Source organism: Listeria ivanovii subsp. londoniensis (genome assembly GCF_000763495.1).
Taxonomy (GTDB): Bacteria; Bacillota; Bacilli; order Lactobacillales; family Listeriaceae; genus Listeria; species Listeria londoniensis.
The window spans coordinates 422,648-437,593 of sequence record NZ_CP009576.1 but is presented as its reverse complement, the minus strand read 5'-3'; the positions used below and the strand labels follow the sequence as shown (position 1 = coordinate 437,593).

Genomic DNA, 14,946 nt, shown 5'->3' with positions numbered 1-14,946 from the left:
TAGCTAGCATAGGCTTCCGCAGTGTTTATTCTTTTTATATGTATAATTTACTTTTTACGCCTCTTACCTTTTTAAAATACCCCTCCTCCAGATTCGAGGAGGGATTATTCTCCGTTACCTTTTAAGCTTGCTCATTAAATCTTGTTCCACACTCCCACCAAAACGCAAGGCAAGAATATCTTCTTTTTTGATCCAGCAAGTTCCATCTAATCGGCCCTCGTCATCCACTAAAGTAATTTCTAATCCTTCGTATTCGTCTGCAGCGATAATCCCAATAACTTGGGTTTCGTCTCCTATGATGTCAATAATGACTATCTCTTCACTTTGGTATACATAATCTGCGGCAATTTCGAAAAGAGAATGCTTTTTGTTTGGTGCTTTTTCAAATAATCCTGGGCTTTTTGGTTGATTCAGATGTTTTGCAAGTAGTTCGGCAGTTTTTAAATGCGCTGTATCTATTTCTATTCGATACACTAGCTCTAACGGAAGAACAACATGTCCTTCTTCGTAACCGTCTGAACGCCTTGAGCGAAACATAACATCGCTCGTGGTAACCGCTTCAATGTAGCCGGCTTCGAAATAATCATCTTCTCGTGATGTGTAGATGGCTACTAGTTTTTGTGCTTCTTGGCATTTTAGTAATCTTTCGTACATAAATTTTGTGGACATTTTTGGATTCTCCTTATTATTAATTGTTTTTAAAATGATCATTTTTCTATTTGTGAATTTTATTAAAACTTTAGGTTATTATCCAAAACATAATTAGCCCTATACAAGACAAAATAATGCCCAGATATGTCCAAATATTTGCAACTACCTTATTGCTAACTTTCCCAGCAATATGCAAACATACACAGAATATTAATATACTTAATATTAAACAACTCACACCTATTAGAATATTCATTTTCCACAGCCTTATATTAATATTTTTATTTTCTCTTTCGCTTTCTCTTTTTCATAATCTTGCCTTTATATACTTTCTTTTTACTATAATCAAATTTTTTAACTCTTTTGGAACTTTTTTTAATTACTTTAGAATATTTTCTATATGTCATTTTAACACTCTTAATTCCAATCCTAATTTCACGTGGTATATTTCTTTTCTTTGCACCCTTCATAAGATATGTTAATGGTTTTCTAGTACCCGCGATATACCTAAATCCTCCTGTTGATAATACGCCTTTAGCCGCTCCCCATAAAGCAGCCTTACCTGCGCCTTTCCATGAATATCCTTTTTTACGATTATTCCATAAATACGAACCTAACTCGAACGCCGCCCCAAAACCGGCTGCTCCAATCCACCACGCGACATTTCCATCTGGGTCAATCATCATCACCGGATTATTATTCGCATAATTATACCCATTCATCGTTTGTGGGTCGTCTTCATCACCTGGGTCTGGATCGTATGCTGTAAACACACTTTGCTCTGGCTCGTAATAACGTGCCATCAAGTAGTATTGTTCGATTTCTTTGTCATACGTATATCCTGCGTAACCATAGGGATTGGCTTTGGCTTCTTCTGTTGTCGCTGTGCTTTTTAATACATTTCCCCAAGCATCATACGCGTATTCCGCGACAACCTTCCCTGTTTCATCCGTCAACGCAACCACATCGCCATGCGCATTGTAATGGTAATAGAGTGTTTTACCGTTCATCTTCATCGCTAAACGGACTCCGCTATCTGAGTAGACATATTGACGGATAACCTTGCCATCACCATCATAGAGGAAAATTGTATAGCGGTTTCATTCTAGTTTGAATGCAAGTTAAATTTTCCCCGCTAGCTAGCATGCGCTCCCGCAGTGTTTATTCTTTTTATATGTACAATTTTAAAATATCCCCTCCTCCCAGATTAGAGGAGGGTTCTGTTAATTTGTTTTTGTCTTTTTCATTGCCTTTTGTTCTAATATCATCCAAAACGGACAGTGATGATGCCTTCTTTTTTCAAAAGATTTTTACCTATAATACTTTAATAAACGAATACTTCTTGTTAGCACTACTATGTTATCTTCATCTTCCTCAATATCTAATTGCTTAGATAACACTTGAATTACTTTTTCTTTTTCAAAGTGCCCCCCTATATCCGCTAACGCATTGATGGTTACAAATCGCGCTTCTTCATCTGGTGAATTCAGTAGTTGGAGAAGCTTTTGTCTGTTATACTCAATTTCATCATCTGTTTCACTTAATAAATATAAGGTTAAATAACCACCTGCCCTAACTACATCACTTATTTCACTATCTAAATGTTTTTTTACATCTTCTTTTAACTCATACGATTTCATGTCCCCAATATTTAAAATAGCAAAATATCGAATCCAATAATCATCATCGTTTAAATGTGCTAAAAGTATTGGTTTTGCTTGCTTCATCCAGTGATAACCTGCATACTCAAAACATTTTTCTTTCACTAAATTAGTATCTGTCATATGAACCATTACTAATTTTTTGATGCGCTTATGGGGGTTGGTTAATAAAGCGTCTATCGCAGCAGCTCTGATTCTTTCACTATTTGATTCCATTAAAGCGACTAAAGCTTCTTCAACTGTTTTTCCTTTTGCGTATTTACCTAGTTTAGGTATGATTTTTAGCTTTTGAGCTTCATCGGAAGTATTTTTTAATGTTTTGAGTAATATTTTAGCGTCCATTACACTTCTCCTCTATTGTATGTTAGTTGCCGTGTTCTTTCTTCTTATCACTTAAAAAACTTCGCCAAATCTATTCCTTTTGAAAATATACCTATTGCTGTTGTGTCTAAAACAGGTGCAATCACTATCATTCTATCTTCTATTTCCATATCTTTTTTTACATTTAATTCCTTTTTTTCCTTGAATAGAAATATTTTGTTTTCATCTGGAGTAGCATCTCCTTCTAAAAACAAACGAAACATCCTCTTCTTTATATCCATAGATTTATCTGAAAGAATAACCTTTTTGAAGCCATTCTCTTTAGCTCCAGATAATTCCTCATAAGGGCCACCCATACCAACTAAAAAATAAGCAGAAATCATAAACTCTCCAAAAGTATCACAAATGCCTTGTAATTCTTGTTCAGACATATGTTCTGGGTTTTTAAAATTATAAATATAAATTTGTTCCGCTCCGATGATTCCGGAGTCAACTTCATAGTCAGGTATATCAACATTGTTTACGATATATACTTGTGCTTTATTTAACATTATTTTCTCCTTCCTTTTCTAGGATAGATTATATGATGCTTACTTTTGTAGTTCCAGTGGAAATGTAAATATTTTTTCTTATTTCCACCAACTTTTGCGTAATCTAGAGCAAATAACCTTCCTCTTTTACGATTAACTATATTAAATATCCTACCACCTTGTTTTTAATTTGGAAGACCTACTATCCAATTCTTGCTAATTTTAAGTTCTTTTTTCTTAGAATCATATCTTGAGCGTGCCCACTTTGCTCCTTTTTTCGCTTGCTTCCCTATCCATTTACCTCCCTTTTTAGCAGTTTTCCCTACCCATTTAGCACCTTTTTTACCATACTTCGCAATAGGCTTTCTAAATTTATAAACTATTTTCCCTGCACCTATAACAACTGGAATTAACCATGCCCAATTACCATCAGGATCAAAATACATCACCGGATTATTATTCGCATAATTATACCCATTCATCGTTTGTGGATCGTCTTCATCGCCTGGGTCTGGGTCAATCGCTGTAAATACACCTTGCTCCGGGTCGTAGTAACGTGCCATCAAGTAATATTGTTCAATTTCCTTGTCATACGTATATCCCGCGTAACCATAGGGATTGGTTTTGGCTTCTTCTGTTACCGCTTCGCTTTTTAATACATTTCCCCAAGCATCATACGCATATTCTGCGACAACTTTGCTTGCCGCATCTGTCAACGCAACCACATCACCATGCGCATTGTAATGGTAATAGAGTGTTTTGCCGTTCATCTTCATCGCTAAACGGACATTATCATCTGAGTAGACATATTGACGGATAACCTTGCCATCACCAATGTAGATGTAAGTTGTATAGCGGTTTCATTATAGTTTGGATTCAAATTGAATTTTTTACAATTCAGCACATGCTCCCGCAGTATTTATTCTTTTTATATGTATAATTTACTTTTTACGTATTTTACATTTTTAGAATAACCCTCCTCCAAATTCGAGGAGGGGTTTGTTGATTTATTTTTGTCGTTTTTCATTACCTCTTGTTCAGCAGCATAAAGCACCTTATTTCCCATCTATCATTATTCAAATTAAGTGTTCATCAAGATTTACATATTATTGTATAAAATTATAACAGCACAACCATCATAATCTGACATAACCATCAGCTGATTTTTTTCTAAGCTAAGCTCAATTTTATCTTTTTTAAAAAAAAATGTACTTTTATGAGTGTGTGACACTCTCATATTTAAACTATCCCCCGATATCATATACACTTGGAAATTCGAATTAGCTAACAGTCTAAAAATAAAAATAGATTCATCTACTAAAATATCATCTAATTGTATATTTTTAATCCACAACATTCTAATTCCATTAAACGTCATCTCTTCAAATTCGCTTTTCGGAAATTTATTGTACATATCTTCTCTATCAAAAATACCTAGTTCTAGAAATATATTAACAGGTTGATTCTTATCAGTAATAATTTTTTTTAAGCCATCATCTGTTATGTCATCATTGTAAGCAACTTTTACTTGGTCTGGGTTCTTTAGTGTAAATATATTTTTTTCTATCACTCTTGATACCCCTTTTCTATTTCCATTTAATTTTCTTACGTTTAGGATAAATTATATGATGCTTATTTTTTTTATATCCCCAATGAAAATGAAGGACTTTCCTAGCAGATCTTTTTTTCTTCTCTCTAATTGCATGGTAATCTAGAGAAAACAATCTACCATCTTCGCCCTTTTTTAATGTTCCTTTCTTTTTTGTCTTATTTTTATTCACTACAGCAAAAATCCTTCCATCTCTGCTACTTGGTCCTTTAATTCTGTATGGAAATTTCTTCCAAGCTTTTTTAGCAGTTTTCCCTACCCATTTAGCACCTTTTTTACCATACTTCGCAATAGGCTTTCTAAATTTATAAACTAGTTTCCCTGCACCTATAACAACTGGAATTAACCATGCCCAATTACCATCAGGATCAAAATACATCACCGGATTATTATTCGCATAATTATACCCATTCATCGTTTGGGGGTCATCTTCATCGCCAGGATCTGGGTCAATCGTTGTAAATACACCTTGCTCTGGGTCGTAGTAACGTGCCATCAAGTAGTATTGTTCGATTTCCTTATCATACGTATATCCCGCGTAACCATAGGGATTGGCTTTGGCTTCTTCTGTTTTCGCTTCGCTTTTTAATACAGTTCCCCAAGCATCATACGCGTATTCCGCGACCATTTTGCTGGCTTCATCCGTCAACGCAACCACATCGCCATGCGCATTGTAATGGTAATAGAGTGTTTTGCCGTTCATCTTCATCGCTAAACGGACTCCGCTATCTGAGTAGACATATTGACGGATAGCCTTTCCATCGCCATCAGTCTCGTACAATACATCAATACTATCGCCATCATAATGGTAATTGGTCGTCACGCCATTGACTGTTTTCGACAAGCGGCGGTTATCGTCATCATAGGTGTAGGTGGTGAATGGTTTGCTTTCGTCTTTTTTGGTGATGTTGATTAGACGGTCGCCTGTGTCCCAAGTATAGGTGAATTTGCCGTCGCTGGTGCGGTTTCCATTGGTATCATAAGTTAGTGCTTCTCCGTTCCACGAAACTAGTTGATTACCATCATTATAACTTGCAGCAATTGTTTTTGTCTCGTTTCCGCTGATTGCGACTTGAGTGCGGTTTCCGAAACCATCATACGTATAAGACTTTACAGTTCCGTTTGGTAGTGTTTCTTTTGTTAATTGATTGACTGCATCGTATTCATAGGTTGTTTTTCCATCTTGTTTGTTGTCGATGCTTGTGCGGTTGCTTGCTGCATCGTAGGTATAGCTTTCGTCTAAAATTGGGGTTCCGTTTGCACTTCCGATTGCTACATTTGTTACTTTTTGAGTACTATCATAAGTGTAGTTAGCTGCAGAACCGTTTCCTGCTGTGTAAACATTGACATTCCCAAATTCATCAAACTCAAAATAGGCGTTTTTGCTTCCATCATTAACGCGGGTATTTTGGTCTAAATCGTTATAAGTGTAAGATGTTTTTGCTGTGTAGCTGCCATGACTGATTGCGACTTCCCCGACTTTATCAGTTTTTCCTTTGTTGTCTGCTGTCGGTTTATCTTTGTAGGTGTAACTTATTGCGCCAGAGCGTTCGGCTACTTTGGTGATACGGTTGGCGTCGTCGTAAGTTTTGTCGGTGACTAAGCCATTAATTTCATCCGTGACTTTTGTTTGATTGCCGTTTGGATCATATTGGAACTTAAATGCAGGCTCATCGTTCCATTTAATTCCATTCATCCGGTCAGCTGAATCATACGTGCTTTCTGTTACTCGACCATTTGGCATAATGGCTTTTGTTTCATTACCGGCTGCATCGTATTCATACTTGATTGTGCGATTTAGTGCGTCGGTAAATGAGGTGATTTTATTGTCGACATCGTATTCATAGCTGTTTTTTTGTGTTTTTCCGGATGCCGTAACGTTTTTTTCAGTGGTGTTGCCGTTATCATCGTATTTGTAGGCTACTGATGTCCCATTTGCAAGTGTGGTGTTGATTAGTGCGTTATCTGCATCATAAGTTAAGGTTTTTTTATTGCCTTTTTCGTCTGTTTCGGATGTGGTGTTGCCGTAATTATCGTAAGTAAAGCTAATTTTGCGACCTTCTTCATCGTAACTTGCCGCGACGTAATTACCTGCTGCATCATATTCGTCTTTTGTTAGCACTTCACCTTCCATAACGCGGATATCATCAAACCAAGCTTTTCCGGTTAAGCCGTTGCGGAACATGGTGTAGGCTTTGATCATTTTAATTGGCTTGGTTGGCTTAATAACTACCGCACTCCGGTTCCAGTCATTGGTTCCAAGTGGGAATTGCCCTTGGACGGAAGAAGTGGTGCCGTCTTGGTAAGTAATCGTGCCCCAAATCGAATAGTCATTTGACATCGCTATTGTGCTGCCACCAGATTTAACATCTTCTGATTTGGAAAGTGCTGTCAGAGTTAATGCTTTGGCTACTTTCTGGTTTACAGGAACATCTTGGACAATATGTGTGTAAGCTTCACTTGTTGCTTTTCGTTCAAAATACACAGAACTGTCTCCACTAAAACTTTCATTATCAACCACTTTCGCTTGCGTTAGCGCGGTGTTCCCTGTGCGCATCCATCCTGTTGGAAGTGTTCCATTATGATTTTCCACACTACTATTAACTACTGGATTATAGCTAGAAGCCACACTTCCTTTTTCAAATTGAATGTTGTCATACCAAACGGTGCCTTTTCCTTTGTGCGGTGCTGGTTGTTCGTTATCTAAATAAAGTAATACTTGACGAGTGTTTTTAGTTGTTTTAAAAGTTAGTTGGCGTTTTACCCAGTTACCGTTATTTTTGATGGATGTCGGGCGGTTGGATTGCCATACACTTCCGTCAGTGATGTCTTTTGCGTTCGCATCTTGTAAACGACCAATGAGAATTCCGTCTGCATTTGTCATTCCAGAAGTTTTTGTCCAAGCGCTAAGTGTATAGGTTGTTTCTGGTTCGACATCCACACTTTGGATAGCTGCGGAATAGCCTTTATCGGTGGTTAGTGCCTCACTTGTTATTTTGACCGATCCAGTTCCACCGAGCGCTCCCGGTGCTGATTGAGTTGTGTCTACTGTCATGCTACCTTTTGCACTCCATTGGACTAGTCGCCAATTTGACAGACTTGTTCCATTCTCAAAGCCGCTATTTTGCACAAGATTCCCACCAGATGCTAGTTCTCCGCTTCCACGAATTGGGTTTCCATATCCATCATATTGTGTTACGGATGATACTTGAGATTCTGTTGCAATAGTTTCGGATACGGCGTCAGTGCCATCATAAGCAATTGTTGTTTCGCGTCCTTCTGTGTCAGTAGCACTTGTTACGTCATTGTTATTATTGTACGTATAAGATTCCGTACCATAAGCATCCGTCATCTGCGTCACATTACCATCTGCATCATAAGTATATGTTTCCGCTTGACCTTTTGGATTAACTTCTTTTGTTAAATTGTTTGATTCATACGTATAAGTAGTTGTTAGTTTTAAACCGTCTGCATCAACAATTTCTTTTTTTGGATTTCCAGCATCATTATATTCATAAATCGTTTGCTTCTTTTTCTCATTAGTTAAAGTGGTTTGCTGACCATCTTTGTCGTAGGAAAGTGTCGTCTTTTTCCCAACTGGATCAGTAATTTCCGTTAGTTTTTCTTCTTCATATGCAAATTTGGTTTCATATGGTTTTTCTTCGGTATGTTTTGGATCATAAATCGATGTTAATAAACCATCTGTGTAACCGTAGCGATACATTTTGCCACGAGCAGTGGAAGAGGCTGTTAGTTCTTGTTTGTCGTTATAGGTGTAAGTGATGGTTCGATTATCTGGTCCGACTAGTTTGGTAACTAAATCGCTGTCATAAGTAAGCGTAATTGTTCGACCAGAAGCATCACGTAAGCTTGACAATTTGCCATCTGTATAATTATAGGTAAGCTGATTACCCTTTGTATCTTTTTCAGAAGCTAAACGGCCATCAAGAAGAAAACGGGTTTCTGCCTTATCTTCTTCTATTTTTAAATACCCATTTGTATTTTTAGTGATTTCAGAATAAATCCCTGGTGGCGCTTCGTATTTATCACCTTTTTTCGTAAAACGATGGACTTTCTTATCTGATTCTATCCAAACAATATCTCCATTTGCTTCTTCTACGAGTTTTTCTTCCAGTGTACTTGTCCAGCCTTTTCCAAAAATCCCCGTCACTTCATCTTGGCTGTTAAAGGTTCGGTTAACATTAATGCTTGGACCTCGCCCGTCGAGTTCAAAATCGGTTTCGTGGAATAAAAAGTTACCATTAGTTGCGTTGACTTCGCCGCCACGCACTGGTACGCTTGTCCAGTAATCGACCATTCCTAGTTGTTTATTCACAGCTTCTGGAATAGTTGGTGTAGCTGGTTCTGATTGGACACTTGTTGCATTATTGCCTGCTTTTTGATAGGCGATAACTCGGAACCAATAATTTTGGCGTTCCTTGTAGTTTCCGCCTGAATTTGTATATACCGGAGAAGGATCCTTTGCTAGTTCAGCACCATTTCCATCTTGATGAAGTGCAAATTTCCCTTCTGCAATTTCTTCTTTTGTTGGCCAAATCCCTTTGTTTTGTGTCGTCCATTTTGTGGCAGTTCCAACATCATACTGTTCATAGGCTTTCCCATTAAAAACGAGCACTTTATAGCCATCTGCCATTGGACTCTTTTCCCAATTTAGCTCAACATAACCAGTTTCTTTATGCGCCAAATTGGCATAAGCTTTTGCAACTGGTGGTTTTGGTTTTTCAATTGGCATATAAGCGAAAACTAGATCTGAAGTCGGGCTTTCTCCACCAGGATAAACGGCTTGCACTCTAACTAAGTAGCGTGTTAAATTACGCAAACCAAATGTACTTCCGGCTTGGAAGGCATTTTCATATTGTTCTCGTGGATCAAGAGCAAATTCTGCTCCTTTTCCATCATGGTGAAATTCAAACTCGCCGTTCGCTATTTCGGTAGCAGTTGGGAAGATTTTTTTACCTTTTGTACTCCATGTAGTTGCTGTGCTTCCTGTATTAAAATATTCGTAGTTATACCCATTGGAGATGACAATATTATAACTTGTTGCTCCTGGAACCGCTTTCCAAGATAAATCCATCGAACCTGTGCCAGTTCCAATACCATTTGATGTTGTATTTACGGTTGGTTTTTCTGGTTGTGTATAAGTATAATTCACTTCCAAATAAGGGTAGTTCTTATTATTTTCACTAGCGACTAATTTTTTCCAGTAGGTTTGCTCGCTATTTGTTCCTAATCGAAAACCATAATTTGCGCGCGCACCACTTGCCCAAGCTTGGACGGTGTTTGTTACATCTAAATTAGCCCACTCACCACGCCCAACGTTAACACTCCCTAAACGGGTTACGCCTGGTACGGTATTCCATGTTACTTGCCACGGAGACCAGTTTGCTTTTGCTTCATAATACCAAAGATCATTTTTCAAAGTGGGGGACATATGCCAAATGTTATACACTTTTAATGTAGCTTTGGAAATAGTCGCTTTGTTTAATGTGGATGTATCCATTTTTAAAAATGCAGCGTTATTACCAGTTGAGTTATCCCATTTCCCTAGTTTTAAAGTATAGGCATTTTGACCAGAATCCCACAATTTACTGCCGATGTTTGTTGATGTCGGATTGGCTGAATTGACATTCGCATTATAAACTTCATCTAAGCGAACAGATGGATCAATATAAACTGGATAAACTCGTTCGGCATCATTTAGCCATTCCGTGTCTACTTTTAGCTGTAATTCATAGACGGTTTTTGTCAGTGACTTTACTTCAAAAGATACTTCTTCAGATAAAGCTGCCTCGCCAGTTTCTTCGCCGACATTAGAATCGGTCATGACTGGTTTCGGAAGGGTGTATAATGTATCTCCTGCTTTATTTTCAAAAATCACGTCGCCATTTTCTGCTTTTTTAACGTCTAGTTTTGTTTCTACTTGATAAACATACGTATCTATCTGATTTGGTTCTTGCAGTACTAAGTCTTCCTTTACTGATTGCGGAAAGGTTAAATGCCGTAAATCTGTTTTCGGAAAGACCTCCTTGTACGTAACTTCATTTTCCTGGTATGTTGCCGGTTGATCAGTTACCGCTTGCTCTGTTTCTCCTTGGCGGGCCCCTTTTAATCGGAAAGTGACTTCCGCGCCTGCCTTGGTAAGCTTTTGGTATGCTCCGTTTTCCATTTGCTCTAAAAATCCTAAATCAAGTGGTGTTTGTTTTGGAACAATCATCCCGGATTCTGTTTCTTTTTCCACGTTAGCATCAATTCGCGCCATATCCCCATCAACTTCCATATTGATTGGATCAGCAAAAATTTGCTTGGTAAAACTCCCGTCGTGATTATCGTAAACAATTTCGTTTTCAGTTCGTTCTTCTTTTACTTCAGTTGGTACACTTTCTTCGGACGTTTTCGTTGGTGCTTCTACTCCTGTTGCTGTCTCCTCAGCAAGCGGTACATAAGCAGGTAATAGAGATAAGATCATCACAGAAGCTGTCATACTAAGTAGTAGTTTTTTTGTCTTTACCCATCTTTTCATGTATCATGCTCTCCCTTTTTCGTATGATAAAATCAATCTACAGTGTTAAAAGGTGTCCTCTCTTTTTATTTCCATATAGCTACACCAAGCTTTACCCTCCTTTTTTGAAGAAAAGCCCCAGTTTTACTTAAAATAAAACTGGGGCTTTTGTTTATTTCACAAAGATATTGTATCATATTCCGCTTTGTCAAAAAATAACAATTATGTGTATATGAAACATATTTCACTAAAATTCCACTACTTTTTTATGAATAATTAGCTTTTTAGACAAATTTTCGTAACAAAATAAACAAAACGCCCATAATCTAATTATGAACGTCTCATTATATTAAACTAAATCTTCCCCACTAGTTTCAATCACTTTTTTATACCAATAAAAAGAGTTTTTCTTACGTCTTGCATAACTTCCAGTGCCATCATCATATTTTTCTACGTAAATGATGCCGTAACGTTTTGCCATTTCGCCAGTTGAGGCGCTTACTAAGTCAATGCAACCCCAAATTGTGTAGCCGATCAAGTCTACCCCGTCTTCTACTGCTTTTTTCATTTGGATGATGTGATCTCTAAAATAATCTACACGATAAGCATCTTGGATAGTGCCATCTTCTTCCAATTTATCATATGCACCAAGACCATTTTCTACGACCATAATTGGGACATCGTAGCGGGCATAGATGTCATTTAAAGAAATTCGCAGCCCCACTGGATCGGTTTGCATTCCCCAGGCATTTGTTTGTAAATAAGGATTTTCCGCGCCTCCGATAACACTTTTTCCGGTATCTTTGTAAGCGGGATCGTTAGAAGCACATAGCGATAAATAATAACTAAATGTATAAAAATCTACTGTCCCTTTGCGCAAAATTTCTTCATCTCCATCCGCGAATTCGATTTCGATATTATGCTCTTTAAAATATTTTTTTGCGAAAAATGGATAAGCTCCTTTTACTTGAACATCCCCACAGAAATGGCTATGCATGTTTTCTGTTTGTTTAGCAAGCAAGACATCGCTTGGTTCACAGGTCCGCGGGTATCTTGGCATATACGCGATCATACAGCCAATCATAAAATCAGGATTGATTGCGTGACCAAGTTCTACTGCTTTTGCACTGGCAACAAATTGGTGATGCAAAGCTTGAAAACGCATAGTTGGATCGTCTTTTTGATGAAGGAAATCGCCTTCTGCATTTCTAATTCCAAGTGTTAAATAATTCCCAATTTCCATTGTTGCAGTGTTGATTTCATTAAAAGTCAGCCAATATTTCACAGTATCTTTATATCGTGTGAATATCGTTTTGCAAAACTGTAAATAATAATCAATTACTTTGCGACTCGCCCAGCCGTTTAGTTCGTTTGTAATTTGTAGCGGAATATCAAAATGAGCTATTGTTACAAGCGGTTCGATATTATATTTTTTCAATTCCAAGAAAACATCTTCGTAAAATTGCAGCCCTTTTTCATTTGGCTCACTTTCCATTCCAGTTGGAAAAATTCTCGTCCAGTTAATCGACATGCGGAATGTTTTAAAACCAGCTTCTGCCATCAACTTAATATCTTCGCGGTAATGATGATAAAAATCAACTGCTTCATGACTTGGGTAAAATAAGTTTTCGTCTATTTCTGCGGTGATTTTCCGTGGCTCGGTGTGGGTTCCGCTACTAAATAAGTCTGCTGCGGCTAGCCCTTTCCCATCTAAATTATAGCCACCTTCAAATTGGTTTGCAGCTGTTGCACCACCCCATAAAAAGTCTGCTGGAAATACGGATTTACTCATTATTTGCTTCACTCCTTAATTCTAATACTTGGCTTTTTGGTGTCATAGTTCCTGATCCTACTAACTCGACAGCAGCATAATCATTAGTATTAGTAACTGCCATAATGGTTGTTAAATCATAATTTTCTTTAATTTTCTCTGCATCAAAAGTTAACAATAAATCGCCTTGTTCAACAATATCACCAGTTTTAACATGTGCTTCAAAATATTTTCCATCTAATTTCACTGTATCAATTCCAACATGCAATAAAATTTCTGCTCCGGAATCACTTTTAATCGCAATTGCGTGTTTTGTTTTAAAGACAGAAATAATCGTTCCGTTTACTGGGGAAAATAATTTACCTTCTGTCGGCAAGAATGCTGCGCTTTTACCCATCATTTCATCTGCAAATGTTGCATCACTTACTTCTTTGATATTTTTGATTTCGCCGTAAACTGGGGCATTAAGTGTTTCATCTACTTGAACTGTATTTCCTGTTTTTGGTGTTTCATTTAAATCAGTTAATCCGACTGTTTCATCAATACCAAAAATATAAGAAAAAATCAGGGAAACAACAAATGCCAGCGCCATCGCAATCAGTGCGTAAACAAATGTATCCCCTACTAAGCCCGGAAGCCCTGGAATTCCGCCATTTCCTGTTAATACGTAAGCTTTAACTCCGAATAACATCGCGAATCCACCACCAGCTGCTCCACCAATAAGGGATGCCATAAATGGGCGTTTATAGACAATATTTATTCCGTACATCGCTGGCTCTGTGACACCCATCAAAGCCGTTAAACCAGTTGAAAATGCCAATGATTTTACTTTTTTATCTTTAGAACGGAAGAATACGCCAAATGTTGCTCCTGCTTGGCTCATATTCGAAATATAAGTCAGTGGTAAAAATTTATCATAACCATATTTCGCTAAATTACTAATAATAAATGGCACAATCGCATAGTGCATCCCGGTCATAACGATAATCGCCATCGCTCCACCTAAAATCAGACCAGCGAACAATCCACCATTATTTAACAGCCAGTTAATCCCACCAGAAATGCCATCACCAACAAATGTTCCAAGTGGTCCGATAACAATTAATGTCACAGGAACCACGATAAACATCGTAATTAATGGAACAAATAATAATTTTAGGGAAGATGGAATAATTTTGTCGACATTGCGCTCTACTACCGCCATAAACCACATCGCTATTAAAATTGGAATAACAGAATACGCATAAGAGACCGAAGTAACTGGTAATCCTAAGAAATGCGTTGTTACACCTTCCCCCAGAAGCGCTGTTAGATCTGGATAAAGTAACGCTGCCGATACAGCCAATCCAACATACATATTCGCACCAAATTTACGCGCAGCACTAACCGCCACAAGAATCGGTAAGAAGTAAAATACACCATCACCAATTGCCATCAAAATCCGGTAAGTTTCCGTGTTTGTTGCTAGCCAACCAAATGATACGAATAATGCCATAAATCCTTTAAGTAAACCTGCTCCAGCAATCGCCGGCAAAATTGGTGCAAATACACCTGAAATAGCATCAAACATATTCGAAAAGAAGCCTTTTACTCCTTTTGTTTTCGGTTTAGTCGCTTTATCAGCTTTATTTTTCCAAGCTGGATTTTCTTCTGTCATCGCATCGAATACTTTAGGTACGTCATTTCCAATAATAATTTGGAATTGTGTCCCAGAAACGTTTGTCCCCATTACTTTATCTAAACTTTTTAATTTCGCCACATCGACTTTTGATTGATCTTTCAGTTGAAAACGAAGCCGAGTAATACAGTGAAATACTTCATTTACATTGTTTTTTCCACCGACTGCTTGAATAATCTCTTTCGCTAATTGATTGTAGTCCATG

At 37.6% G+C, this 14,946-nt stretch carries 7 protein-coding genes and 2 pseudogenes; all 9 read right to left on the bottom strand.

Annotated features, from left to right (window positions below):
• Window positions 1-114 precede the first annotated feature (114 nt).
• Window positions 115-669: a hypothetical protein gene (locus JL53_RS02125; RefSeq protein ID WP_038406614.1), complete on the bottom strand. Its 555-nt coding sequence runs from the start codon at window positions 667-669 to the stop codon at window positions 115-117.
• 263 nt (window positions 670-932) lie between these two features.
• A pseudogene (locus JL53_RS15785) lies at window positions 933-1,727 on the bottom strand (RHS repeat domain-containing protein); the annotation flags it as partial.
• A gap of 234 nt (window positions 1,728-1,961) precedes the next feature.
• On the bottom strand, window positions 1,962-2,654 hold the full coding sequence (locus tag JL53_RS02115) for a HEAT repeat domain-containing protein (protein ID WP_038406612.1): 693 nt from the start codon (window positions 2,652-2,654) through the stop codon (window positions 1,962-1,964).
• Between the two features lie 47 nt (window positions 2,655-2,701).
• Entirely contained in the window at window positions 2,702-3,184 is a 483-nt protein-coding gene (locus JL53_RS02110) for a hypothetical protein (protein ID WP_038406611.1), read from the bottom strand.
• Window positions 3,184-3,996, bottom strand: a pseudogene (locus JL53_RS02105) (RHS repeat domain-containing protein); the annotation flags it as partial. The pseudogene JL53_RS02105 and the gene JL53_RS02110, both read right to left, overlap by 1 nt.
• Window positions 3,997-4,262: 266 nt before the next feature.
• A complete protein-coding gene (locus JL53_RS02100; RefSeq protein WP_038406610.1) occupies window positions 4,263-4,733 on the bottom strand; it encodes a hypothetical protein in 471 nt (156 codons plus the stop codon).
• Between the two features lie 16 nt (window positions 4,734-4,749).
• On the bottom strand, window positions 4,750-11,313 hold the full coding sequence (locus JL53_RS02095) for a DNRLRE domain-containing protein (RefSeq protein WP_038406609.1): 6,564 nt from the start codon (window positions 11,311-11,313) through the stop codon (window positions 4,750-4,752).
• A gap of 328 nt (window positions 11,314-11,641) precedes the next feature.
• Window positions 11,642-13,084, bottom strand: a complete 1,443-nt coding sequence (locus JL53_RS02090; protein WP_038406608.1) for a glycoside hydrolase family 1 protein — start codon at window positions 13,082-13,084, stop codon at window positions 11,642-11,644.
• Entirely contained in the window at window positions 13,077-14,945 is a 1,869-nt protein-coding gene (locus JL53_RS02085) for a beta-glucoside-specific PTS transporter subunit IIABC (RefSeq protein ID WP_038406607.1), read from the bottom strand. Before JL53_RS02085 ends, JL53_RS02090 begins: the two co-directional genes overlap by 8 nt.
• Window position 14,946 lies beyond the last annotated feature (1 nt).

Excerpts from the sequence above, each read along its gene's own strand:
- JL53_RS02125 (WP_038406614.1), bottom strand. The coding sequence starts at position 669 with ATGTCCACAAAATTTATGTACGAAAGATTACTAAAATGCCAAGAAGCA.
- JL53_RS02115 (WP_038406612.1), bottom strand. The coding sequence starts at position 2,654 with ATGGACGCTAAAATATTACTCAAAACATTAAAAAATACTTCCGATGAA.
- JL53_RS02110 (WP_038406611.1), bottom strand. The coding sequence starts at position 3,184 with ATGTTAAATAAAGCACAAGTATATATCGTAAACAATGTTGATATACCT.
- JL53_RS02095 (WP_038406609.1), bottom strand. The coding sequence starts at position 11,313 with ATGAAAAGATGGGTAAAGACAAAAAAACTACTACTTAGTATGACAGCT.
- JL53_RS02090 (WP_038406608.1), bottom strand. The coding sequence starts at position 13,084 with ATGAGTAAATCCGTATTTCCAGCAGACTTTTTATGGGGTGGTGCAACA.
- JL53_RS02085 (WP_038406607.1), bottom strand. The coding sequence starts at position 14,945 with ATGGACTACAATCAATTAGCGAAAGAGATTATTCAAGCAGTCGGTGGA.